General features: G+C 52.2%; 24 protein-coding genes and 3 tRNA genes. 14 read left to right on the plus strand and 13 right to left on the minus strand.

Annotation, left to right across the window (positions count from 1 at the left end):
* Nucleotides 1–239: 239 nt before the first annotated feature.
* Complete coding sequence (locus OGY18_RS21305; RefSeq protein ID WP_003025468.1) at nt 240–593, plus strand: DUF4156 domain-containing protein; 354 nt, start codon at nt 240–242, stop codon at nt 591–593.
* Between the two features lie 178 nt (nt 594–771).
* On the opposite strand, the gene yjeJ is transcribed toward OGY18_RS21305, so the two are convergent.
* Complete coding sequence (gene yjeJ / locus OGY18_RS21310) at nt 772–1,635, minus strand: YjeJ family protein (protein WP_149282147.1); 864 nt, start codon at nt 1,633–1,635, stop codon at nt 772–774.
* Between the two features lie 183 nt (nt 1,636–1,818).
* Complete coding sequence (gene epmB, locus OGY18_RS21315; protein ID WP_063941665.1) at nt 1,819–2,847, minus strand: EF-P beta-lysylation protein EpmB; 1,029 nt, start codon at nt 2,845–2,847, stop codon at nt 1,819–1,821.
* Between the two features lie 41 nt (nt 2,848–2,888).
* Here epmB and efp point away from each other — a divergent pair, with 41 nt between their 5' ends.
* From efp to ecnB, 3 genes are all read left to right on the plus strand, one after another.
* On the plus strand, nt 2,889–3,455 hold the full coding sequence (efp, locus tag OGY18_RS21320) for an elongation factor P (protein ID WP_003025478.1): 567 nt from the start codon (nt 2,889–2,891) through the stop codon (nt 3,453–3,455).
* A gap of 57 nt (nt 3,456–3,512) precedes the next feature.
* Nucleotides 3,513–3,647 (plus strand): lipoprotein antitoxin entericidin A, encoded by a 135-nt coding sequence (gene ecnA / locus OGY18_RS21325; RefSeq protein ID WP_003830568.1) that lies wholly within the window; start codon nt 3,513–3,515, stop codon nt 3,645–3,647.
* A 107-nt stretch (nt 3,648–3,754) separates the two neighbouring features.
* On the plus strand, nt 3,755–3,901 hold the full coding sequence (gene ecnB, locus OGY18_RS21330; protein ID WP_003025482.1) for a lipoprotein toxin entericidin B: 147 nt from the start codon (nt 3,755–3,757) through the stop codon (nt 3,899–3,901).
* A 30-nt stretch (nt 3,902–3,931) separates the two neighbouring features.
* Here ecnB and OGY18_RS21335 read toward each other — a convergent pair whose 3' ends face one another.
* Nucleotides 3,932–4,531, minus strand: coding sequence for a LuxR C-terminal-related transcriptional regulator (locus OGY18_RS21335; RefSeq protein WP_003830562.1), 600 nt, complete (start codon nt 4,529–4,531; stop codon nt 3,932–3,934).
* Between the two features lie 256 nt (nt 4,532–4,787).
* Between OGY18_RS21335 and sugE the strand changes: the two genes are divergently transcribed.
* On the plus strand, nt 4,788–5,105 hold the full coding sequence (sugE, locus tag OGY18_RS21340) for a quaternary ammonium compound efflux SMR transporter SugE (protein ID WP_000118520.1): 318 nt from the start codon (nt 4,788–4,790) through the stop codon (nt 5,103–5,105).
* Here the strand turns inward: sugE and OGY18_RS21345 are convergent.
* Together OGY18_RS21345 and blaCMY are read right to left on the minus strand one after the other, a co-directional pair.
* On the minus strand, nt 5,102–5,635 hold the full coding sequence (locus OGY18_RS21345; protein ID WP_001221666.1) for a lipocalin family protein: 534 nt from the start codon (nt 5,633–5,635) through the stop codon (nt 5,102–5,104). The genes sugE and OGY18_RS21345 overlap by 4 nt on opposite strands.
* A gap of 93 nt (nt 5,636–5,728) precedes the next feature.
* Complete coding sequence (gene blaCMY / locus OGY18_RS21350; RefSeq protein WP_279275261.1) at nt 5,729–6,874, minus strand: CMY-2 family class C beta-lactamase; 1,146 nt, start codon at nt 6,872–6,874, stop codon at nt 5,729–5,731.
* Between the two features lie 131 nt (nt 6,875–7,005).
* On the opposite strand from blaCMY, the gene ampR reads away from it, so the two are divergent.
* Nucleotides 7,006–7,881, plus strand: coding sequence for a LysR family transcriptional regulator AmpR (ampR, locus tag OGY18_RS21355; RefSeq protein WP_286554292.1), 876 nt, complete (start codon nt 7,006–7,008; stop codon nt 7,879–7,881).
* A 41-nt stretch (nt 7,882–7,922) separates the two neighbouring features.
* On the opposite strand, the gene frdD is transcribed toward ampR, so the two are convergent.
* The 4 genes from frdD to frdA are packed head-to-tail and all read right to left on the minus strand — an operon-like array spanning nt 7,923 to nt 11,213.
* Nucleotides 7,923–8,279, minus strand: a complete 357-nt coding sequence (gene frdD, locus OGY18_RS21360; protein WP_003025535.1) for a fumarate reductase subunit FrdD — start codon at nt 8,277–8,279, stop codon at nt 7,923–7,925.
* Nucleotides 8,280–8,289: 10 nt separating this feature from the next.
* Nucleotides 8,290–8,685: a fumarate reductase subunit FrdC gene (gene frdC / locus OGY18_RS21365; RefSeq protein ID WP_003025537.1), complete on the minus strand. Its 396-nt coding sequence runs from the start codon at nt 8,683–8,685 to the stop codon at nt 8,290–8,292.
* Nucleotides 8,686–8,695: 10 nt separating this feature from the next.
* Nucleotides 8,696–9,430, minus strand: coding sequence for a fumarate reductase iron-sulfur protein (gene frdB / locus OGY18_RS21370; RefSeq protein WP_003025540.1), 735 nt, complete (start codon nt 9,428–9,430; stop codon nt 8,696–8,698).
* Nucleotides 9,423–11,213, minus strand: coding sequence for a fumarate reductase (quinol) flavoprotein subunit (gene frdA, locus OGY18_RS21375; RefSeq protein ID WP_003830519.1), 1,791 nt, complete (start codon nt 11,211–11,213; stop codon nt 9,423–9,425). Before frdA ends, frdB begins: the two co-directional genes overlap by 8 nt.
* 322 nt (nt 11,214–11,535) lie before the next feature.
* Here frdA and epmA point away from each other — a divergent pair, with 322 nt between their 5' ends.
* Together epmA and yjeM are read left to right on the plus strand one after the other, a co-directional pair.
* A complete protein-coding gene (epmA, locus tag OGY18_RS21380; RefSeq protein ID WP_079939036.1) occupies nt 11,536–12,513 on the plus strand; it encodes an elongation factor P--(R)-beta-lysine ligase in 978 nt (325 codons plus the stop codon).
* A 214-nt stretch (nt 12,514–12,727) separates the two neighbouring features.
* Nucleotides 12,728–14,230 carry a glutamate/gamma-aminobutyrate family transporter YjeM gene (gene yjeM / locus OGY18_RS21385; RefSeq protein ID WP_286554296.1) on the plus strand — a complete coding sequence of 501 codons (1,503 nt, stop codon included), beginning with the start codon at nt 12,728–12,730 and terminating at the stop codon, nt 14,228–14,230.
* 94 nt (nt 14,231–14,324) lie between these two features.
* Here yjeM and mscM read toward each other — a convergent pair whose 3' ends face one another.
* The 3 genes from mscM to rsgA form a co-directional block, all read right to left on the minus strand.
* Nucleotides 14,325–17,639, minus strand: a complete 3,315-nt coding sequence (gene mscM / locus OGY18_RS21390; protein WP_003830513.1) for a miniconductance mechanosensitive channel MscM — start codon at nt 17,637–17,639, stop codon at nt 14,325–14,327.
* A 17-nt stretch (nt 17,640–17,656) separates the two neighbouring features.
* Entirely contained in the window at nt 17,657–18,625 is a 969-nt protein-coding gene (gene asd, locus OGY18_RS21395) for an archaetidylserine decarboxylase (protein ID WP_003830511.1), read from the minus strand.
* A 92-nt stretch (nt 18,626–18,717) separates the two neighbouring features.
* Nucleotides 18,718–19,770 (minus strand): small ribosomal subunit biogenesis GTPase RsgA, encoded by a 1,053-nt coding sequence (gene rsgA / locus OGY18_RS21400; protein WP_170974257.1) that lies wholly within the window; start codon nt 19,768–19,770, stop codon nt 18,718–18,720.
* 105 nt (nt 19,771–19,875) lie between these two features.
* Here rsgA and orn point away from each other — a divergent pair, with 105 nt between their 5' ends.
* The 4 genes from orn (at nt 19,876) to OGY18_RS21420 (ending at nt 21,038) form a co-directional block, all read left to right on the plus strand.
* Complete coding sequence (gene orn, locus OGY18_RS21405; protein WP_020996267.1) at nt 19,876–20,421, plus strand: oligoribonuclease; 546 nt, start codon at nt 19,876–19,878, stop codon at nt 20,419–20,421.
* 196 nt (nt 20,422–20,617) lie between these two features.
* A tRNA-Gly gene (locus tag OGY18_RS21410) sits at nt 20,618–20,693 on the plus strand.
* A 156-nt stretch (nt 20,694–20,849) separates the two neighbouring features.
* Nucleotides 20,850–20,925, plus strand: a tRNA-Gly gene (locus tag OGY18_RS21415).
* Nucleotides 20,926–20,962: 37 nt separating this feature from the next.
* Nucleotides 20,963–21,038 (plus strand) — tRNA-Gly (locus tag OGY18_RS21420).
* Nucleotides 21,039–21,307: 269 nt separating this feature from the next.
* On the opposite strand, the gene queG is transcribed toward OGY18_RS21420, so the two are convergent.
* Nucleotides 21,308–22,447, minus strand: a complete 1,140-nt coding sequence (queG, locus tag OGY18_RS21425; RefSeq protein ID WP_126319459.1) for a tRNA epoxyqueuosine(34) reductase QueG — start codon at nt 22,445–22,447, stop codon at nt 21,308–21,310.
* Here queG and nnr point away from each other — a divergent pair.
* A complete protein-coding gene (nnr, locus tag OGY18_RS21430; RefSeq protein ID WP_198579513.1) occupies nt 22,446–23,993 on the plus strand; it encodes a bifunctional ADP-dependent NAD(P)H-hydrate dehydratase/NAD(P)H-hydrate epimerase in 1,548 nt (515 codons plus the stop codon). The two genes, queG and nnr, sit on opposite strands and share 2 nt — an antisense overlap.
* Nucleotides 23,965–24,426: a tRNA (adenosine(37)-N6)-threonylcarbamoyltransferase complex ATPase subunit type 1 TsaE gene (gene tsaE / locus OGY18_RS21435; RefSeq protein ID WP_003830502.1), complete on the plus strand. Its 462-nt coding sequence runs from the start codon at nt 23,965–23,967 to the stop codon at nt 24,424–24,426. Before nnr ends, tsaE begins: the two co-directional genes overlap by 29 nt.
* Nucleotides 24,427–24,441 lie beyond the last annotated feature (15 nt).

The raw sequence follows: 24,441 nt of genomic DNA on the forward strand, positions 1-24,441 counted from the left end.
GCATCCTTCAGGCCGCAGATGCGTTGGCTGCGTTTGCTAACCCCAGTCACTTACTTGAGTAAGCTCCTGGGGATTAACAAACTGGCCGCCTTCCTGCAACCAGAATGATTTGGGTGCTCATCTCCCAGAATTGAGAAACCCTCGGGCAGAAATGTCCGGGGGTTTTTCTTTTGGTCATCTTTTTAGTATATGATTCAGCTACGGACAAAACGTCCAACTAATTGATTATGGGGAATGACATGCACGTGAAATATTTAGCAGGGATCGTTGGTGCCGCGCTACTGATGGCGGGTTGTAGCTCCAGCAACGAACTGAGTTCTGCCGGGCAAAGCGTACGTTTTGTTGAAGACAAGCCTGGTGCAGAGTGCCAATTGATAGGCACCGCAACCGGTAAGCAAAGCAACTGGCTTTCAGGCCAGCACGGCGAAGAGGGCGGCTCAATGCGTGGCGCAGCAAACGATCTGCGTAACCAGGCTGCGGCAATGGGCGGTAACGTGATTTATGGCGTCAGCAGCCCATCGCAGGGAATGCTGTCCAGCTTTGTTCCTACCGCCAGTGAGATGATTGGTCAGGTTTATAAGTGCCCTAACTGATTACACTTCATCCTTCAAGCTGCCTCTTTGTTGACTGCGCTATGAAACCCCAGTCACATAGTTATCTATGCTCCTGGGGATTTCTTCGCTTGCCGCCGCGATGCAGATTGAATGATTTTGTGTAATAAAGTGGCCTGGACAGGCTCATGCAATCGTAGGCCTGATAAGCGCAGCGCCATCAGGCATTCTGAGTTTTATGCGCAGACTGAACGCGTAAATGATGCAGTGCGCGCAGGCACTGATCCTGATTGAGCTTTTGCGCCTTATCACCCGTCAACGTTCTGACAAACACCTGGCACGGTACACCGGCAAGTTTTTTCAGCCGCGGGCTGAAGTCGAGAAGGCGGCGAGTAATGGCTTCGGCTTCTTTGCTACCGGAAAGGGCGCGAGTTTTCACTACCGAACCACAGAACTGGGCTTTTCCTTTATCATCTTTATAGCGGTAAATAATCGCCAGATAATGATTAAACAGGTTATGTTTCCATTCGGGTTGTGTATAAGAGTCGTATTCCAGATTGTCGTTTTGCTGACAATCAACATCGTACAGCGGCAGGAAATCCAGCAGCGATGTTATTCGTAGCGCGAGTTCTCTCATGCCAGCATTATTTATTGCGTGAATAATTGCATGCGCCAACACCTGAATCTGTAATTCATTAACCAGTAATTCGCATGTTTGTCCGTCATGTAACGTCAGAGAAAATGTTAAATTCTCGCCTTTGTCATCCACTAACATCAGCGAATTTATGCGACGGTTAATATCCGCATTTTTTAGTTCATCTTCCTGAATTGACGGAATATTCTCGTGCATTTTTTTGCTGGCTTTATCGCATGTCTTTTCATATTGCATACGCTCGTCTTTGTTTAGCTGAGAAATGGCGAACAGCCGGCTCTCCAGCGCGATAAGCAGGTCTCTAAGTCCAAGTGGAGAGAGAAAAAAGAGAGATTCTTTGTTTCTTGGTTCTTTTATTTTTAATGCCATGGCAACAAATTCATTCTTTTGGCGAATAATGCCAGTATTAATGCCCTTAATACTTATAGCCATAAAAGGTTCTCCTTAACCATATATTTATTAATATTCTGCATTTGAAACTATTGATAATGTTTACGAATGAATGATTGAACTGCGCTAATTAAAATAGCACAGATTAAAAGCGAGGCTCCACTTGTGGAGATTTAAATAATAATTAATCGTGGTGAGTGTCCGGAATCGGACACTCAGTAATGGCTATTGTTGGCGTAACTGCAGATCCAGCGGTGTTTTACTTGGCTCTCCACCAATTTCACGCGCCAGTTTGGGGACCATATAGCCGGAAACTAGCGTCAGAAGCTCACGCATAATGCGACGCGCTTCATCGTCGCTGACCATAAAGTGTGCGGCACCCTGCACTTTATCCAGCACGTGCAGGTAATAGGGCATCACACTGGCATCAAACAGTGCGTTGCTAAGGTTAGCCAGGGTTTGTGCGTTATCGTTTACGTCACGCAGCAATACGCTTTGGTTGAGTAACGTAACGCCCGCGGCGCGCAGACTGCTCATCGCCTGGCGAAACGTCTCATCAATTTCATTGGCATGGTTAATGTGATTGACCAGCAGAATCTGCAAGGAGGAGTGCGCAAAACGCTCGACCAGTCCTTCTGTAATGCGCGCCGGGATCACTATTGGCAAACGGCTGTGAATACGCAGACGCTTAATGTGCGGGATAGCTTCCAGTTGCGTGAGCAACCAGTCCAGTTCGTGGTCCTTGGCCATTAACGGATCGCCACCGGAGAAGATGATTTCATCCAGCTCAGGGTGCGCGTTAATGTAGTCGAGGGCGACCTGCCAGTTGCGCTTATTGCCTTGGTTTTCGGCGTATGGGAAGTGTCGGCGGAAGCAATAGCGACAATTTACCGCGCAACCGCCTTTAACCAGCAGCAGTGCCCGATTGCGATATTTATGCAGCAGACCGGGAACCACGCTGTGCTGTTCTTCCAGTGGGTCGGTTGAGTAGCCTGGCGCGGCCACAAACTCTTCCTGGGCAGTCAGCACCTGACGTAAAAGCGGATCGTCCGGGTTGCCTTTCTCCATGCGGGCAATAAACGCACGCGGCACGCGCAGGGCGAAAAGCCGTCTCGCGTCGCGTCCGGCCAACAGTTTTTCATCTGCATCTATGTTCAAAAGATGCAGAAGTTCATCGGGATCGGTCACAACATCGGCAAGTTGCGATAACCAATCTTCTCTGGATGGGGTATTTAGGGTTACAATATGCGCCATTTTGTGGCTTAGCTACCAGTTAACAATTTTCAGAGGGCCTTATGGCAACGTACTATAGCAACGATTTTCGTGCTGGTCTTAAAATCATGTTGGACGGCGAACCTTATGCGGTTGAAGCCAGCGAATTCGTTAAACCAGGTAAAGGCCAGGCGTTTGCGCGCGTTAAGCTGCGTCGCCTGCTGACCGGTACTCGCGTAGAGAAAACCTTCAAGTCTACTGACTCCGCTGAAGGCGCAGACGTAGCCGACATGAACCTGACCTTCCTGTATAGCGACGGTGAGTTCTGGCACTTTATGAATAACACCACTTTCGAACAGTTGGCTGCAGACGAGAAAGCGGTAGGCGATAACGCCAAATGGCTGCTGGACCAGGCTGAATGCATCGTGACCCTGTGGAACGGTCAGCCGATCTCCGTAACTCCGCCGAACTTCGTTGAGCTGGAAGTTGTTGAAACCGACCCAGGTCTGAAAGGTGATACCGCTGGTACTGGCGGCAAACCGGCTACCCTGTCTACCGGCGCAGTCGTTAAAGTTCCGCTGTTCGTACAGATCGGCGAAGTGATCAAAGTGGATACCCGCTCCGGCGAATACGTTTCTCGCGTAAAATAAGTCTTCCATTTGATCTTATGGCGCAGGTTGCTGCGCCATACTTTTTCCAGGGCAGGAATGATGAAACGTCTTCTCGGTCTTGTAATGCTACTCCTTTTCACCAGCACCCTCCTGACGGGATGCAATACCGCGCGCGGCTTCGGTGAAGACATCAAACATCTTGGCAATTCAATTTCTCACGCCGCCAGCTAATCCTTTCATATAGTCTTAAAAACGGTTGTTTATCCATCACACTCCCGGATCTTGTCTATTATTAAGTAGCTATACACAAACAATATTGGCTAGAAAAGGAAGACGTTATGGTTAAGAAGACAATTGCTGCGATCTTTTCTGTGTTGGTACTTTCTTCCGTTTTAACCGCGTGTAATACCACACGAGGCGTAGGACAGGATATTTCTGAAGGCGGTAGCGCCATTTCTGGTGCAGCGACAAAAGCTCAGCAATAATGAAGAACGGTACGACGTTGTGTCGTACCGTTAATCACCCTTCCCTGGGAGTGAAAGGAACGGCGAGAAGCGGTTCCCCAGGTGCAGTTTCATACGGATATTCCGCTTATAGGTGTAGACCGTTTTGCCATGAATGCTGAGCGCGGCGGCAATGGCATTGTTACTCACACCATCCATCCACATTGATAATACTTTCTCCTCCTGCGGCGTAAGCAAAGGCGTGGCATTTTTGGCTATTTCTAATGCGGGGCGAACCTGAAGCGCTTCCTGAATTGTGTGGGAGAGTGTGTTCAGCGTGGTGTGCTTGGTCAAGACCGAATGGGCTACGGATTGAGAGGGCACGATGGGTGCATGCTGTCTGTCTGCTGATTGCAGTAAAATTAGTGGGATGACGCCACAACTCATAAAAAAAGGTTTAATTGGCGGACTGGAGTGCGTCTCGCTAATAAAACTGTATAAATCCGCGATCACCAGATGCGGTTTCCATTGCAAAATATGCTCTTTTGCTAACAGGAGATTATTGATTCCTGATACCAGAAATGAGGAGCTGAACCTGCCAGAATGATTAAGCAAGGCCTCTATCCCTGTGCGGGTAAAGTGGCACCGGTCAATCACTAAAATTTTAAGCATAAACGTTTCGCATTCAGAAGAGGGGCAATCGACTTTCTGGTTTCAGAAAGCCCTTCATCATAGAGAACTCCGATGAGTGCCAAATGCGGGAACTACGCCGCTAATTATGCTTAATTCTTGCTTTTAGCAGACAGTGAATAAAAAGGTTGAAATTCATTTTCTTCCGGGCAAAAATGCCATTTCACACATCAGCTTTGCAGGACGACCTGCAAACGCTTCTTTCACCGGGGACGGCCCCATTGTTCTGGAGCCTGATATGTCCTGGATCGTTTTATTAATTGCAGGTTTGCTCGAAGTCGTCTGGGCGATTGGCCTGAAATACACCCACGGTTTTACGCGTCTTACGCCAAGCATTATCACTATTGCGGCGATGATCGTCAGTATCGCCATGCTCTCCTGGGCAATGCGCACGTTGCCTGTAGGAACCGCTTATGCGGTCTGGACCGGTATTGGCGCTGTTGGGGCGGCCATTACAGGAATTTTGCTGCTGGGTGAGTCTGCCAGCCCGGCACGTTTGCTGAGCCTTGGGCTGATCGTTGCTGGCATTATTGGTCTGAAGCTGAGCACTCACTAAGCGCCGGGCTGTTTCACCCAAATCAGTTTATTCACCTCAAACCCTTCCCGGGTCGCGATGGCTAACATTTGCTGTTTCATTTCATCTGAAATAGTAGGGGTCCGTGAAAGGATCCACAGGTAGTCGCGATCCGGACCACAAACCAGCGCGTGACGATATTCCCTGTCGAGTGCAATTACGTTATACCCGCCATAGAAGGGGCCGAAGAACGAAACCTTAAGCGCGGCTCTGCTTGGGTCGCCGGTGAAATAGGCTTTCCCTTCCGTTTTCTGCCACATCTCCCTGTCAGGGTTATAGCCCTTATTAATAACGTTGATGCCGCCGTCGTCGCGCAAGCTGTACGTTGCGGTCACTTTATCCAACCCGCGCTCGAAACGATGGTCGAAGCGCGCAATTTCATACCAGGTTCCCAGATAGCGTTTGGCATCAAAGTTATTTACCACGGTAACGCCTTTCGGCGGTGTCGGGGAGCTGCACGCGACAACCAGGAATGCAGCCGTAACTGCAGCAACGACGGGCAAAATGCGCATGGGATTTTCCTTGCTGTATTTTTGTTAAGTGTAGATGACAACAGGAAAAAAAGAGAAAGAAAGGAGGCCCAATATCCTGGGCCTCATCGTCAGTTATTGCAGCTTTTCAAGAATGCGCCAGGCCGCCTCGACACGGACAGGGTTAGGATAGCTTTTGTTTGCCAGCATCACGATGCCAAGGTTTTTTTCTGGAACGAAGGCTACGTAGCTGCCAAATCCACCAGTGGAGCCCGTTTTATGCACCCATGAGGCTTTCACTGCGGGGGCGGGCGGGTTTACCTCAACGGCGGGAAGCGCTGCCAATGCCACTTTGCTGTCGCTGCCGTTGATGATCGAATCAGCTTTCAGCGGCCAGTTCAGCATCTCCCAGCCTAATCCCTGGTACATATCGCCAATACGCCAGTAGCGAGACTGCGCGAGCGCAATGCCCTGCTGGAGCGTTTTCTCCTGAACGTGGCTGGCATCCATGTTGGCCTGAACCCAGCGGGCCATATCAATAACGCTGGATTTCACGCCATAGGCTTCGGCGTCAAGTTGTCCCGGAGAAACGTGTACGGGCTTCCCTTCGCGATAGCCCCAGGCATAATCTTTTTGTTCGTTCTGCGGAACCGTAATCCAGGTATGCGCCAGTTTTAATGGTTGCAGGACGCGTCTGGTCATTGCCTCTTCGTAACTCATTCCTGAGGGTTTCACCGCCAGCGCGCCAAACAGACCAATGCTGGAGTTAGCGTAAAGTCGCTTAGCGCCCGGAGTCCATTGCGGCTGCCAGTTTTGATAAAAATGCAGTAATGCGGCTTTATCCGTAACGTCATCGGGGATCTGCAGCGGTAGGCCGCCTGCCGTATAGGTGGCTAAGTGTAGCAGGCAGATACCCTGCCACTGTTTGCCTGTCAGTTCTGGCCAGTATTTCGTGACCGGATCGCTGAGCTTAATTTCGCCGCGGGCGATAGCATCGCCGCCCAACACGCCGTTAAACGTCTTACTAACCGATCCTAGCTCAAACAGCGTTTGCTGCGTGACTGGGTGGTTATTGGCGATATCGGCTTTACCCCAGGTGAAATAATAGGGTTTTCCCTGGTAGATAACGGCAACGGCCATACCCGGAATAGCCTGCTCCTGCATCAACGGGGTGATGGTGCGATTAACGATATCGGCAATCTGTTGTTCTGTTTTTGCGGCAGCAAATGTGGAGAAAGAGGCTGTCAGCAGCAGAGCGCAGCATAACGATTTTTTCATCATGAAATCAGTTCCGTAATTAAAAGCAAAAAGGTGTCCGGGCCCGTCAGACGCAATCAGTGTGTTTGATTTGCACCGTGTTGACAAACGGTTAAATTTAGCAGCAGATATAAGTTTTTCTAACAGGCCGGATGATGACGCGTAGCTATATCCCTCTTAACTCGCTGCGGGCTTTTGAAGCCGCCGCCAGACATCTCAGTTTTACCCGCGCCTCGATTGAGCTCAACGTGACGCATTCTGCCATCAGTCAGCATGTAAAAGCGCTGGAGCAGCAGCTAAATTGTCAGCTTTTTGTGCGCGGTTCTCGTGGATTAATGTTGACGACTGAAGGGGAAAGTCTGTTACCTGTACTTAATGACTCTTTCGATCGTATGGCGGGGATGCTGGATCGTTTTGCTACCAAACAGACCCAGGAAAAACTTAAAATTGGCGTGGTGGGGACCTTTGCGGTTGGGTGTCTGTTTCCTCTACTGGGCGATTTTAAGCGCAGTTACCCGCATGTTGATTTGCATATTTCTACCCATAATAACCGCGTGGATCCCGCTGCCGAAGGGCTGGATTATACCATTCGCTACGGAGGGGGAGCTTGGCACGATACCGACGCGCAATATTTATGTAGCGCGCTGATGTCTCCACTGTGTTCGCCAACATTGGCTTCGCAGATTCAAACGCCTGCGGACATCCTGAAATTTCCGTTATTACGATCGTATCGGCGGGATGAATGGACGCTTTGGATGCAGGCCGCCGGAGAGGCGCCTCCGTCACCGACGCACAACGTGGTGGTGTTTGATTCGTCCGTCACCATGCTGGAAGCCGCGCAGGCGGGGATCGGTGTGGCAATTGCGCCAGTCAGAATGTTCACGCATTTACTCAGTAGGGAACGAATCGTTCAACCGTTTTTAACGCAGATTGATTTGGGAAGTTACTGGATAACGCGTTTGCAATCGCGTCCGGAGACACCCGCGATGCGTGAATTTTCCCGTTGGTTGACAGGAGTGCTGCACAAATAAAAAGGCCCGCCAATGGCGGGCCTTTTTATTAACGCATGTACTTAGATGGTCAGAATACCAATAGCCGTTACAACGGTCAGGATTGCTGCCAGTCCGTAGAATACCCATTTGCCAGCAGGCACGTGGATTTTCAGGTCATGCATCGCGTGGTGCATACGGTGTAAACCACACCACAGCGGCAGAACGATCATCAGGAACAGAAACGCACGTCCGATGAAGCTCTGAGCGAATGCCAGTACGCGTTCATAGCTGAAAGCATCAGGAACAAAGCCCAGCGGCAGCATAATGCCTACCAGCAGGATCATTACCGGCGCAATGATTGCGCTCCACATACCGCCTGCACCAAACAGGCCCCAGAATACGGGTTCGTCAGAGCGTTTTGGATTTGGATTAATCATTCCGGACTCCTTACCAGAACAGGGCAACAAACAGTATGACTACTGTCGCAACCACAGTAACTGCCCAGAGACCTTTGATGATCGGCTCTGGCCCCATTTTTTCGTCTTTTACGATGATGTTGGCAGCTTTTGGCGCCAGCTCAAACCAGGTTTTGGTATGCAGCAGCGCTGCTGCCAGGGCGATAATGTTAAGGATTACCACCACCGGGTTTTGCAAAAAGGCGACAAAGCCCATCCAGGACTCTGCACCATGCTTGAGTGCAAACAGGCCGATAATCAGTTCAATGCTGAACCAGACTGCCGGAACCGCCGTGCCTTCACGCAGCATGTAAAAACGATAAAATGGCAGCTTTTTCCACCAGGTGGACGTCATTGGCCGCACATAGGCTTTACGTTTAGTCGTCATCGTGCACTCCTTAGCGTGGTTTCAGGGTAGCGATAAGAAAGTCTTTTGAACTTTCAACTTTACCCTGCTGAATGGCCGCAGCCGGATCGACGTGTTTCGGGCAGACTTCGGAGCAGTAGCCCACGAAAGTACAGGTCCAGACGCCGTTCGGGCTGTTCAACTGAGCCATACGCTCCTTCTTACCGTGGTCGCGGCTATCTTCGTTGTAACGATGCGCCAGCGTAATCGCAGCCGGTCCAATGAACTCAGGGTTCAGGCCGAACTGCGGACACGCGGCATAGCACAGACCACAGTTGATGCAACCGGAGAACTGATGATACTTCGCCATCTGCGCCGGAGTCTGGGTGTTTGGACCCTGATCCGGTGTACGCGGGTTACCGATAATGTACGGTTTGATCGCTTCCAGGCTTTCGATAAAGTGCGTCATGTCGACGACCAGATCGCGCTCAATCGGGAAGTTGCCCAGCGCTTCAACCTTCATGCCGTTGGTGTAATCACGCAGGAAGGTTTTGCACGCCAGTTTCGGTACATTGTTGACCATCATGCCGCAGGAGCCGCAGATCGCCATACGGCAGGACCAGCGGTAGCTCAGGTCCGGTGCCAGGTTATCCTTGATGTAGCCCAGCGCATCCAGCAGTGACGTGGTTTCATCATAAGGAACTTCGTAGAAAGCACTGTGCGGCGCGGTATCGGTTTCCGGGTTATAGCGCACCACCTCAACTTTCAGGTTTTTCATCTCAGCCATTCGCCTTCTCCTTCTTATCGGCTGCTTCCGCTTCGCCACCGTAAACACGTTTAGCCGGTGGCAGAGTGGTGATTTTCACGTCGCTGTATTCCAGGCGAGTCGTGCCGTCAGCATCGCGGAAGGCGAGGGTGTGTTTGAGGAAGTTCACATCGTCACGCTCGGTGCAGCCTTCATCCAGACGCTGATGCGCGCCGCGGGATTCTTTACGTGCCAGAGCGGAGTGCGCCATACATTCAGCAACGTTCAGACCGTGACCCAGTTCGATGGTATACAGCAGGTCGGTGTTGAAGACGCTGGAGGTATCAGTGATACGTACGCGCTTGAAGCGTTCCTGCAGTTCCGCCAGCTTATCAACGGTTTTCTGCATGAGTTCCGGCGTACGGTAGATACCGCAACCTTCTTCCATGGACAGGCCCATTTCGTCACGGATCTTAGACCAGTTTTCGTTACCTTCCTGGTTAACCAGATCTTTCAGACGTTTTTCAACGCCAGCAACCTGTGCATCAAGAGCGGCACTGTTTGCAGCGCCAGCCGTTGCAGCGCGTTCTGCAGCCTGCTCACCAGCCATACGACCGAAGACCACCAGTTCAGCCAGGGAGTTAGAGCCCAGACGGTTAGCGCCATGCAGACCAACAGAGGAACATTCGCCGACAGCGAACAGACCTTTAATGCGGGTTTCACAGTGCTGATCGGTTTCGATACCGCCCATGGTGTAGTGCGCGGTCGGACGTACCGGGATCGGCTCTTTAACCGGATCGACACCCACGTAAGCTTTCGCCAGTTCGCAGATGAACGGTAAACGTTCGAGCAGTTTTTTCTCGCCGAGGTGACGCAGGTCGAGGTGAACCACATCGCCACGCGGAGTGGAAATGGTGTTGCCTTTGCGCCATTCGTGCCAGAACGCCTGAGAAACTTTGTCGCGCGGACCGAGTTCCATGTATTTGTTTTTTGGCTCGCCCAGCGGGGTTTCCGGACCCATGCCGTAGTCTTGCAGATAACGGTAGCCGTTTTTGTTAACCAGAATACCGCCTTCACCACGGCAGCCTTCAGTCATCAGGATACCGGAGCCTGGCAGACCTGTTGGGTGATACTGAACGAATTCCATATCACGCAGCGGAACGCCGTGGCTCAGCGCCATGCCCATACCGTCGCCGGTTACGATGCCGCCGTTGGTGTTGTAACGGTAAACACGACCTGCGCCGCCCGTTGCCATCACGACTGCGTTAGCACGGATTTGCACCAGCGTGCCTTCCATCATGTTCATGGCAACCAGACCACGAGCATGGCCATCGTCAACCAGGATATCCAGAACGAAGTGTTCGTCAAAGCGCTGAATCTGCGGGAACTGCAAAGATGTTTGGAACAGCGTATGCAGCATGTGGAAGCCGGTCTTATCCGCGGCAAACCAGGTACGCTCGATTTTCATGCCGCCGAAGCGACGTACGTTGACGCTACCGTCTTCACGACGGCTCCATGGGCAGCCCCATTGTTCCAGTTGCGTCATTTCAGTTGGGCAGTGGTGGACAAAGTAATCCACGACATCCTGCTCACACAGCCAGTCTCCGCCTGCTACCGTATCGTGAAAATGGTAGTCAAAGCTGTCATGATCCTGCGCGACAGCAGCAGAGCCGCCTTCGGCAGCAACGGTATGGCTGCGCATTGGGTACACTTTTGAGATCAGTGCGATTTTAGCGTTGGGATTTGCTTGTGCGGCAGCAATTGCAGCACGTAATCCCGCGCCACCGGCGCCTATAATGGCAAGATCGGCTTGAAAGGTTTGCACGACATTCCTCCAGATTGTTGTTATTTCATCCCTGCCTGAATCAGATGCTTCATCGGCTTCAAACAGGTTATGAACGCGTTTCCACTGCTCCTTTATAGGTACAATAGTATAGTCTTAGGGATGTGCGGGAAATTTGACGTGTTCGATTTTTTTAGCGTATCAGAGGGGGGAATTATCATTGAATTTGATTAATTTAATTACTAAACCACCCTGTGTCGCTTTTTTATCCAATTGCCAGTGCTGATTACTGGTGCGCGAAATTTGTCTCGTTAGCGCGATACGAGTAGACTTCGTGCCCTTGTCTTAAATCGGAGAAACAACCATGAGCGAAACGGCAACCTGGCAGCCGAGCGCGTCCATCCCCAATCTGTTGAAACGTGCAGCAATTATAGCGGAGATTCGCCGCTTTTTTGCCGATCGTGGCGTGCTTGAGGTTGAGACCCCTTGTATGAGTCAGGCAACGGTGACGGACATCCATCTGTTCCCGTTCGAAACGCGTTTCGTCGGCCCTGGGCACTCCCAGGGAATGAATCTCTATTTAATGACCAGCCCTGAATACCATATGAAGCGCCTGCTGGTGGCAGGGTGCGGCCCAGTGTATCAATTATGCCGCAGCTTCCGTAATGAAGAGATGGGGCGTCATCACAACCCTGAATTCACCATGCTTGAGTGGTATCGTCCGCATTACGATATGTATCGCCTGATGAATGAAGTGGATGATTTGCTCCAGCAGGTGTTGGACTGTTCGCCTGCGGAAAGCCTTTCTTACCAGCAGGCCTTTCAGCGCCATCTGGAGATTGACCCGCTGTCTGCGGATAAAACCCAACTGCGGGAAGCGGCGGCGAAATTGGATCTCAGCAATATCGCTGATACCGAAGAAGACCGGGATACCTTACTGCAACTGCTGTTTACGATGGGCGTTGAACCGCATATTGGTAAAGACAAACCGACGTTTGTGTATCATTTCCCGGCCAGCCAGGCATCACTGGCGCAAATCAGTACCGAAGATCACCGCGTGGCTGAACGTTTCGAGGTTTATTACAAAGGTATTGAGCTGGCGAATGGTTTCCATGAATTGACCGACGCGCGCGAACAGCAGCAGCGATTTGAACAGGATAACCGCAAACGCGCCGCACGTGGCCTGCCGCAGCAACCTATCGATACCAACCTGCTGGAAGCGCTGAAAGTGGGCATGCCGGATTGCTCAGGCGTGGCGCTGGGTGTTGACCGTCTGGTGATGCTCGCGCTGGGCGCAGAGAGCCTGGCCGAGGTAATCGCATTTACAGTCGATCGCGCATAACTTACTCTTCTGCAATACAAAGTGGCGGCTTAATCGCCACTTTGTAGCATATTTTTTCATTTCCCCTCTAATAGCCACAATTTACACCTGGATATTTGATATCGTTTAGGTATCAATTCTGTGTTGATTTTTTTATCGCTGAACTCTGCAAAGAGAGCAGTGCCAACCGGTGAGCGGCGTTTGTTAAACGCTTGCCAGAGTAAGGGATGGTTTAATGACCCAAACAATAAAAAAGATGAGCCTGATAGGTCTCATTCTCATGATATTTACGTCAGTTTTCGGTTTTGCTAATAGCCCCTCCGCGTTCTATTTAATGGGGTATAGTGCAATACCGTGGTATATATTTTCTGCATTATTATTCTTTATTCCATTTGCTTTAATGATGGCGGAAATGGGTTCTGCCTATCGGAAAGAAGAGGGGGGAATCTATTCGTGGATGAATAATAGCGTTGGACCGCGTTATGCGTTTATCGGCACGTTTATGTGGTTTTCTTCTTATGTGATATGGATGGTAAGCACCGCGGCGAAAGTCTGGGTACCTTTTTCAACCTTCTTGTTTGGCGCAGACATGACGCAGCACTGGCGTATTGCAGGGCTTGAGCCTACGCAGGTTGTCGGGTTGCTCGCCGTCGGTTGGATGATCCTGGTGACCTGCGTGGCATCCCGGGGTATTAATAAGATTGCGCGTATTACGGCTGTAGGTGGAATTGCCGTAATGTGTCTTAATTTAGTTCTGTTGTTAGTGAGTGTCGCTATTTTGTTATTAACTGGTGGCCACTTTGCACAGGATATTAATTTCATCACTTCGCCTAATCCCGGATATCAGTCCGGACTGGCAATGTTGTCATTTGTTGTGTTTGCCATTTTTGCTTACGGCGGAATTGAAGCTGTGGGGGGACTGGTTGATAAAACAGAAAAACCAGAAAAGAACTTTGCAAAAGGCATTGTCTTTGCCGCTATTGTCATTTCTGTTGGTTATTCACTGGCCATCTTTTTATGGGGCGTTAGCACCAACTGGCAGCAGGTATTAAGTAATAGCTCAGTTAACCTCGGGAATATTACCTATATCCTGATGAAAAGCCTCGGAATGACGTTGGGTAATGCGCTACATCTTTCCCCTGATGCCGCAATGGTGATGGGCGTATGGTTTGCACGTATTACCGGGCTTTCCATGTTCCTTGCCTATACCGGTGCTTTTTTCACCCTCAGCTACTCACCGCTGAAAGCGATTATTCAAGGCACGCCGAAGGCGTTGTGGCCCGCGCCGATGACCAAACTGAATGCCGTAGGGATGCCGACGACGGCAATGTGGTTGCAGTGCCTGCTGGTGAGCCTGTTTATCCTGCTGGTTTCGTTTGGTGGCGATACGGCTTCAGCGTTCTATAACAAACTGACGCTGATGGCGAACGTCTCGATGACGCTGCCGTATCTGTTCCTCGCGCTGGCGTTTCCGTTCTTTAAAGCCCGTCCGGGTCTGGAAAGACCATTTGTGGTCTTTAAAACCCGGGCAGCGACGCTGCTGGCAACGGGTGTGGTCGTGCTGGTGGTGACGTTTGCCAACGTGTTCACCATCATCCAGCCGGTGATTGAAGCCGGGGACTGGAACAGCGCACTGTGGATGACCGGCGGCCCGATCTTCTTCTCACTGCTGGCGATGGCGATTTATCAGAACTACAGCCGCCGCACGACCAATGAACCTGAGTGGGCGGTGGAATAAACGACCTGCCTAATCCGGCCTACAAAGAAGCATCTTCGTAGGCCGGATAAGACCCCACAGGTCGCCATCCGGCATTTCTTGCCCGCATTGTGCGTTACAAACTCCCTGCCGGGCGACTGCCTCTTCCTGCAGAACTTAATGTTCTCCCTGTTTGCTTACCGCCGAGGCTTTCCAGACGCATCTGGAACGGAGGGAACGGCATATCAATACCGTGCTCGCGGAAGCCTGCCAGAATTAGCTGGTGGATTTCATGGCGCAGCGGCATGCGATGTCCCATCTCTGCGGCATAAATACGCAGTTCGAAGATTTGAATCCCCTGCTGCAGGTCAACCAGAAAGACTTCAGGTGCCGGATTATCGATAACCAGAGAACAGCGCTGCGCGGCAGTCAGCAGGATCTGCGTAACCTCCTCGCTGTTCGCCTCCGACGGTGCCGGGATGGTTAACACCACACGGGTAACGGAATCGGATAACGACCAGTTGATAAACTGTTCGGTGATAAAGGCTTTGTTGGGCACGATGATCTCTTTGCGGTCCCAGTCGCTGATAGTGGTGGCACGGGTATTAATCTTCGTCACGCTACCGGTAAGATCGCGAATCGTCACCGTGTCGCCAATGCGGATTGGTTTTTCAAACAGGATTATCAGGCCGGAAATAAAGTTGGCGAAGATCTCCTGCAAACCAAAGCCCAGACCAACACCGAGAGCCGCCACCAGCCATTGCAGTTTGGACCATTCAATACCGATCATCGAGAAGCCAACCAGACCGCCAATCAGCATCAGCAGATACTTGGTGATGGTGGTGATGGCATAACCGGTACCGGGGGTTAAATCAAGATGTTGCAGCAGCGCCAGCTCCAGCAGTGCGGGTAGGTTACGCACCAACTGGGTGGTGATGATAAACACCAGAATCGCGATAAGCACTGCGCCCAGCGTTATCGGTTCTAAGCTTTCCACGCCCTGAACCGTGGAGGTGACATCCCACAACGAGATGTTTTCCAGGAAGCCGAAAGCGGAATGAATTTCTGACCACAGTACAATGACCGAGAGCAGGGCGATAAGCATCAGGATAGAACGCACCAGGCGCAGCGATTGTGCGCTGATAGCATCCAAATCCACTTCGCTTTCATCAACGTCAATCGCGCCTTCAAGGCTGGTGGAATGCGGTGGTTCTTCTTCGCCTCGCGCGCGCTGCGCCAGCATTTCAGCGCGTCGATGCTTGGCGCGGTCAAACGCCAGGCGGCGGCGCTGAATTAGCATCCAACGGCGGATAACGTGATACACCACCAGCAATAAGAACCAAATCGCTACGGACGTTTCCAGACGCGCCAGCAAGGCTTGTGACGTAGCGAGATAGCCCACCGCTGCGGCGAGAATAGCAATCAGCGGCGCACCCATCAGCAAATTCCATAGCATGCTGTTGACCATGTTATCGCTGTTGCCCTCTTTATCGAGGTACAGCGGTATCCCGGCGCGTTTCAGGCTCAGGGTTACGACAGCCAGCGCACCGCAAATCAGAATAAAGCACAGACGCCCCAGTGAGGCGGAGAATTCCCGGTCATTGAGGTTATCAAACATAATCACCGCCATGATCAACGGGACAATCAGCCCGATGCTCATCAGGTAATAGTGCATGGCTTTCGCGACGCGGTTCCGCGGCCAGCCAAAGTGGGCAATAAACAGACCGTTGGGACGCGCAAAGGTAGCGCAGATCATTACCGCCCACAGCATGGGCACCGTGGCGGTAACGCCATCGCCGATCGCGACAGCCAACGGATAAGGCCAGGCTTCCTGCAATCCGTAACCGAGCGTTGCCCACAGTACTGGCAACGGCGAAGCGACGAGTATTGACCAGAATACCGTGCGTATTGTCAGCCAGAAGTGGTCCTGGGTGACTTTCCCGACCCGCGCGGACGAGCGTTCAAGGAAACGGGTGAAGTGCTTGCGCGAAGAGAGGCTAAAGCCAACCAGCACCAACGCCGCGAACAGCGGTAGCAGCGTTTCTTTGCTGGTCAGCATCATGATGCTGGCCTGGCCCAACTGATTAAACGTATCTAATGAAATCAGACGCCGCAGATCCTGAACGATGTCGACAGGCCAGGAGAGGGAGATAGGGCTAACGTCTGACGTCCAGAACAGGTAGCGGTGCGTCGCTTCGTTGACCTCTTTTAGCGCATCTTCCAGTTGGCTGTTGGAAACTTTGAGCTTGGTCAGCTCAAGGATCAGCGTATCGCCACCCTGTAACAATGAGTTCAGCAGCTCACGCTGGGTCCGTAGCTGGGCGTTGAGGATGCTGCTCTGTTCAGCGGTCAGCGGTTGTCCATCGGCCTGATGAATCTGACGCAGCTGCGGCTGTTTGTTGAGGAGATCCTCATAGCGCATGCGGTGTACGCGAAGCTGCGCCATTTCGGTATCCAACTGCTGAGGTTTAGGCATTTCCGGCAGACGGGATACCTGCGCTCGCAGCGCTTCTCCCAGCATATTTGAAACCCCAAGCCACTGAGACTGCTCTCGCAGCGTATTCAATGCCTGACGCACCTGCAGCGTTTGGCTGGCGGCCTGACGCTGCTGCGAAGCGACCAGGTCCATACGCTGTGCTTGCTGGTTTAAGGCCTGAGACAGCTCGCGGTTCACCTTGAACTGGTCGACAATGCCTTCCGGCAGTCCCGCGCTGTTTTCCGCCAGCAGTTCGGTGCTTTCCAGCGCTCGCTCAGCTTCACGCTGACGTTGACTGTTGAGTTGATTGCGCAAAGCCTGCAGGTAAGTGTCGAGTTGTTGACTCTGTTTTTCCGCCAGTTCGGAGCGCATACGCGCCAGTTCCTGACGGTTATTGGCAGAAAGCTGCGCCAGCTCCAGTTCATCGACCTGGGCTTTAAGTTTGGCGGATTCAGCCTGCATCGCCTGATTCTGTGCGGAATTGCCGTTGGCGGTACCAATGCGTCGCTCAAGCTCATTGAGCTGGCGGCGGGCATCGGTTTGCTGTTGAGGAAGCTGGCTTAACGAGTCGGCGATTTCCCGGGCGCGATCCTGCTCCTGCTGGGCCTGACGACTCTTTTCCAGCAGTTGGCTGCTAACCTGGAGGATCTCCTGGTTTAACGCATCGGTAGTGAGTCCGGTTGGCACATTGCGCGGTTCATCACGCAGGTTGCTAAGCTGCGCGCGTAACGTTGCGGACAGCTTGGGGAAGTTATCAATAACTTGCTGGTATTGCTGGGCGCGCTCGAGAGAGCCTTTACGCTCCTCAAGGGCATTCAGCGCGGACTGGAGCGCCTCAACGGTTTCTGGCTGAGCGGGTTTTGCCGCCTTTGCTTGCTCCAGTTCCTGGGTGAGTTGTTTGGCATCGGGGGCCGTCGCAGCGTACGCCCCCAGGCTGAGGCACCAGGCCATCAGAAAAGTGATAATCAGGCGCACAGCAGCGATTCCTATGTTTAACTTTCGTCTTTTTTGTCGTCAACCAGCGGGCTGGCATCGTGTTCTGCTTCGATCTCTTCTTTCGCCAGCGGGGCCGGTTCTGCCTCTGGCGTCACGAAAGTCTCGGTCGAGATGGCCATTGGCTGGCCGATTTTAGTCACGGAAAGATCCTGCAATTGCTCAACCAGGTTAACTTTGCCAGGTGCGAACAGGTTGATGACGGTGGAACCGAGCTTAAAGCGGCCCATTTCCTGACCTTTCAGCAGCGCCACCGACCCTTCGCTTTCGCCTTCCGGCCAGGTCCAGCGCTTGATGACGCCTTCTCGTGGTGGGGTAATGGTGCCAGCCCATGTGGTTTCAATGCTGCCGACTATGGTCGCGCCGACCAGAATCTGCACCATCGGGCCAAATTCGGTATCAAACAGACAGATTACACGTTCGTTGCGGGCAAACAGGTTCGGTACGTTTTGCGCAGTCAGGATGTTTACAGAGAAGAGATCGCCCGGCACGTACATCATTTCACGCAGGATACCGTTACACGGCATGTGTACACGGTGGTAATCGCGTGGAGACAAGTAAGTGGTTACAAACGTACCGTTGCGGAATTTATCCGCCATCTGGTAGTTGCCAGCCAGCAGCGCTTCAAGGGTATAGCTGTGCCCTTTAGCCTGCAGCAGTTTGTCTTCTTCAATGTTACCTAACTGGTTGATCACGCCGTCAGCGGGCATGACCAGTACGTTTGGATCGGTGTTAATCGGGCGAGCATCGTCGCGCAGCGGGCGAACAAAGAAGTCGTTAAAGGTGCGATAGCTGGCGGTGTCCGGCTTTTGCGCCTCTTTCATATCGACCTTGTAATATTTCACGAACAGATCGATAACCAGTTTGGTCAACCATCCCGCTCGTTTGCTCGCACCCCAACCCGCCAGGCGAGTGAGCCATAGTTTCGGCAGAATGTATTGTAGCGAAAGCTTAAATGAGTTTAACAAGGTAGCCTCCAGGCCATAATTTGTTCCCGATCCGGCATACGGGCCGGATCCTGAAAAAAGGGGGACGATTCTAGCGATGCTTAGCTTAGTTGTCAGTTGTCTGTATCAGAAAAGTTTTTACGCGTTTTTACCTGCGCCATGCTTTCCAGGATGCGGTGATAATTTTCAAACCGGGTTTCGGCTATGGCCCCTTTTTCTACAGCCTCACGGATAGCGCAGCCTGGATCGGTATCATGCTTGCAGTCGCGGTATTTGCAATGGCCCAGATAGTCATGAAATTCGACAAAGCCATGCGTGATTTGTTCCGGCTCCAGATGCCACAGTCCAAACTCACGCACGCCAGGGGAGTCAATAACGTCGCCGCCGTGCGGGAAATGATACAGGCGAGAGGCCGTGGTGGTGTGCTGTCCAAGGCCGGAGTTGTCGGAGACATCATTGGTCAGGATCTCTTCCTGCAGGCCGAGGAGATTATTGAGCAGGCTGGATTTACCTACGCCCGACTGACCGGCAAAAATGCTGATGCGATCGGTTAATGCTTCTTCAAGCGGTTTCAGGCCGTCTTTTGTGCGGCTTGATACCATCAACACCCGATAGCCAATGTTGCGATAGATATCCATCTGTTCGTTAACGAAGGCCATGCCTTCATCATCCAGCAGATCGATCTTATTCAGCACGATAATCGGTTCAACGTGTAGCGTTTCGCAGGCTACCAGATACCGGTCGATAATATTGAGTGACAGCTCGGGTAAGATGGCTGAGACAATAACGATCTGGTCGATGTTGGCGGCAATAGGCTTTACCCCGTCGTAAAAGTCGGGTCGTGTCAGTACCGAGGTACGATCGTGTACCGCTTCAACGATACCTTTGACATTCACGCCTTCAGCTGCCGCTTTACCCGGGCGCCAGACTACGCGATCGCCGGTCACCAGCGAGCGAATTGTACGGCGGATGTTGCAACGGTGAATTTCACCGTCAGCAGACTCTACGTCGGCATGCATGCCAAAACGGCTGATAACGATGCCTTCGGCGGTTTCGCCAAACAGGTTGTCGTCGTAGTCGGGCTTCTCCGTGGACGTTTTAAGACGACGCTGGTGATTGGCGTTCACACGGCGCTGTTGGCCTTTGGAGAGTTTATTCTTACTCAATCGGACTGGCTCCTGGTCGCCCATGATGGGCAAAACATTTATGATACACACAATTTTAGATCAATGTAGTCACACTGAATGTGACGCTGAAGGGTGGAAAATAGCATGAGTGCCAATGAAAACAACCTGATTTGGATCGATCTGGAGATGACAGGTCTGGATCCCGAGCGCGATCGCATTATTGAGATCGCCACGCTGGTGACGGATGCCAACCTGAATATTCTGGCTGAAGGACCGACAATTGCGGTGCACCAGTCCGACGAACAGCTGGCATTAATGGATGACTGGAACGTACGTACGCATACCGGTAGCGGGCTGGTGGAGCGCGTGAAGGCGAGCACCATGGGCGATCGTGAAGCTGAACTGGCCACGCTGGCTTTTTTGAAAGAGTGGGTTCCGGAAGGGAAATCACCTATCTGCGGCAACAGCATCGGACAGGATCGTCGTTTCCTGTTTAAATACATGCCGGAGCTGGAGGCGTATTTCCATTATCGCTATCTGGACGTCAGCACGCTCAAAGAACTGGCGCGTCGTTGGAAGCCGGAAATCCTTGCGGGCTTCACCAAGCAGGGAACGCATCAGGCGATGGACGACATTCGTGAATCTGTTGCTGAGCTTGCTTACTATCGCGAACATTTTATTAATCTTTGATTTTGTTCTCCGGTGGCTTGCGTCACCGGTTTTTTGACGCTAAATTGTTCAGCTTGATTGTAAATTAATCACTTGAACGAATTTTCGAAAAAAACGCTTTCAGGGGGGTTGCAGCTAAACGGATTTCTCGTATAATGCGCCTCCCGTAACGACGCAGAAATGCGAATTACGACAGCAACAAAAGCAGTACAGATTTGCGGGAATAGCTCAGTTGGTAGAGCACGACCTTGCCAAGGTCGGGGTCGCGAGTTCGAGTCTCGTTTCCCGCTCCAAAATTTGAAAATGCTTGTAAAGCACAGACCACCAATCGCAGGATTTCGAATTGCGACAAGGCGGCAACTGAATGAGTCCTCAGGAGCTTACTAAAGTAAGTGACTCAGGCGAATGAAGGCAGCCAACGCAGTAGCGGTTCGAAAGACGAAGATTATGCGGGAATAGCTCAGTTGGTAGAGCACGACCTTGCCAAGGTCGGGGTCGCGAGTTCGAGTCTCGTTTCCCGCTCCAAAATTTGAAAGTGCTTGTTAAGCACAGACACACCCAAGCGGGAATAGCTCAGTTGGTAGAGCACGACCTTGCCAAGGTCGGGGTCGCGAGTTCGAGTCTCGTTTCCCGCTCCAAATTCTTACCCCAATAAAAATATCCACAACGAATAATTGCGTTGGGGACGTTTTGTTTCGTCATTGACATACTCTTGTAAACAGACTTATCCACAGGTTCGGGTATTATTCCTGGAATGCAAAAAACTTCGCCGGGTGAATAGTATTATTTTAACCATTTGAAATTACTGGTTTAATTATCATTTCAAATTGTTAATGCGATCACTTGACGATTTTTTCCCTCTTGAATATCAATGTGTTTTTATTTTTATACACAAGCTGTGGATGACTTAAGCGTCGCGCGGCAGACCCTTCTCAATGACCCTGACCAAACGTTGTTTCTGCGGTAGCTGCACCTCAACTACGCAGGTATTTCGCTTCTCAATTTGCTGAGCAACCGCCCACTCTATGTGTTCGTCGAGAAGTGGGTGCTCACCTCTGCGACTTTCCAGTGCGCGAAGAATGGCTTCATTCCAGGGAGCATTACCCAACGCAACGGCGATATTTCGCAGCCAGCGCAGGTGGCCAATACGACGAATGGCAGACCCCTCCGTGACTTTTAAAAACCACGCTTCGCTCCAGCTAAACAGCTCTATTAACTCCGGAGCATGAAGCTGCTTGCGCGGGTTGAAGTCATCCTCTGTCGTCAACTGTGAATAGCGGTTCCACGGGCAAATAAGCTGGCAATCATCGCAGCCGTAAATTCGATTCCCCATCAAGGGACGAAATTCTTCCGGGATCGCGCCTTCCAGTTCGATAGTGAGATAAGAGATACAGCGGCGCGCATCCACCGTGTAGGGTTCAACGATGGCCCCGGTGGGACAGATGGTCATGCAGGCGACGCATTTCCCGCATCCTTCTTCTGCTGGTTGGTCTACCGGTAAGGGTAAATCGATCAGTAATTCCCCGAGGAAGAAAAATGAACCGGCTTCGCGATTGAGGATAAGTGAGTGCTTACCTGTCCAGCCAAGCCCGGCTTTTTCCGCTAACGGACGCTCAAGAATGGGCGCAGAATCGACAAAAGGTCTAAAATTCAGCGAAACGCAGTGCTGTTGAATCATCTCCCCCAGCTTTTTTAAGCGGTTACGTAGCAGCTTATGGTAGTCGCGGCCAAGCGCGTAACGGCTGACGTAACCCAGCGAAGGGTTCTTCAACGTGCTGGCGAAGGCCGCATTGGCAGGAAGATAGTTCATACGTACGCTGATGACACGTAGCGTACCGGGCAATAATTCGTGAGGGCGGGCGCGCATCATGCCGTGACGGGCCATCCAGTCCATCTCGCCGTGGTATTGTTTATCCAGCCAGGCCTGCAGTTTGGGCTCCGCTTCGCTGAGGTCGGTATCGGCAATACCGACCTGCTGAAAGCCAAGCTCCAGCCCCCACTGCTTAATATTTTGCGCTAACTGATTGAGATCGAGGGGCTCTGACATGACGGACCATACAATGAAGAAAAACCCCGCAAGTATACCACACTCCATCTGGCACGCCGATGACATCGGGCGGATGGAGCGAGAGGCGGCAGACAGTTTAGGGCTGACGTTGTACGAACTGATGCAACGGGCGGGAGAGGCGGCGTTTCAGATCACTCGTGAGGCTTATCCGAACGCCCGGCACTGGCTGGTGCTATGTGGTCATGGCAACAACGGCGGCGATGGTTACGTAGTGGCAAGACTTGCCAAAGCGCTGGGTCTTGAAGTCACGTTGCTGGCACAGGAGGGTGACAAACCGCTCCCCGAGGAGGCGCAGCAGGCGCGTGATGCCTGGCTTAACGCGGGTGGCGTCATTCACGCGGTTGATATCAATTGGCCAGATAACGTGGACGTGATTATCGACGCGCTGACAGGCACTGGCTTAAAACACGCGCCGCGTGAGCCTCTGTCAGTATTGATTGAACGTGCCAATTCTCACCCAGCCCCTACTGTGGCGATAGATATTCCCTCCGGCCTGCTGGCGCAGACGGGAGCGACGCCGGGCGCGGTCATCAACGCAGCGCATACCATTACCTTTATTGCACTCAAGCCGGGCCTGCTCACCGGCAAAGCGCGCGATGTCACTGGGCGTCTGCATGTTAACGCTCTCGGACTGGACGACTGGCTGGCGGGGCAGAACGCGCCATTGCAACGTTTTGATGCTCAACAACTTGCACACTGGCTAACGCCGCGTCGACCCACCTCGCACAAGGGCTCCCACGGTCGGCTGGTGATTATCGGCGGTGACCACGGAACGGCAGGCGCAATACGCATGGCCGGAGAAGCCGCGCTGCGTGCAGGTGCCGGGCTGGTCAAAGTGTTGACGCGCAGTGAAAATATCGCGCCTATTTTGACAGCCAGACCGGAACTGATGGTCGATGCGCTGACGCCGCAGACGCTGGAAGAGAGCCTGGCATGGGCGGATGTGGTGGTGATAGGCCCCGGGCTTGGTCAGCAGGAGTGGGGCAAAAAAGCGCTGCAAAAAGTGGAGAATTTTCGCAAACCGATGCTCTGGGATGCGGATGCGCTGAACCTGCTGGCAATCAACCCCGATAAACGTCACAATCGCGTGATCACGCCGCATCCAGGTGAAGCCGCGCGACTGCTGGGCTGTTCCATTGCAGAAATTGAAGACGATCGCTTACTTTGTGCACAACGTCTGGTAAAACGGTACGGAGGCGTGGTAGTGCTGAAAGGCGCGGGTACGGTTGTTGCTGCTGAACAGGCGGAGTTGGGTATTATTGATACCGGCAATGCCGGGATGGCCAGCGGCGGAATGGGGGATGTACTTTCCGGTATTATTGGCGCATTGCTCGGACAGAAGCTTACCCCGTATGATGCAGCATGTGCGGGATGTGTTGCGCACGGAGCGGCGGCGGATGTGCTGGCGGCGCGTTTTGGTACGCGCGGCATGCTGGCGACAGATCTCTTTACCACGCTACAGCGTATTGTTAACCCTGATGTGATTGACGTTTATCATGATGAATCGAGTAATTCCACTACCTGATGAGCAGGCGACTTTAGACTTGGGACTGCGGGTAGCCAAAGCCTGTGACGGCGCGACGGTTATATATTTGTACGGCGACCTGGGGGCGGGTAAAACCACCTTTAGCCGGGGATTTCTGCAGGCATTAGGTCATAAAGGTAATGTAAAAAGCCCCACCTACACGCTGGTTGAACCCTATTCACTCGATAACATGATGGTATATCACTTCGATTTATACCGACTTGCGGACCCAGAGGAGCTGGAATTTATGGGGATCCGCGATTATTTTGCCAATGATGCCATCTGCCTGGTGGAATGGCCGCAACAAGGTAAAGGTGTACTGCCAGACCCGGACGTCGAAATACACATTGAATACCAGGCGCAAGGTCGAGAGGCGCGTGTAAGCGCAGTCTCCTCATCAGGTGATTTATTGCTGGCGCGTTTAGCCGATTAACCTTAAGGGTGGCGG

It is taken from the genome of Citrobacter sp. Cpo142, from assembly GCF_030332425.1.
Lineage (GTDB): Bacteria > Pseudomonadota > Gammaproteobacteria > Enterobacterales > Enterobacteriaceae > Citrobacter > Citrobacter portucalensis.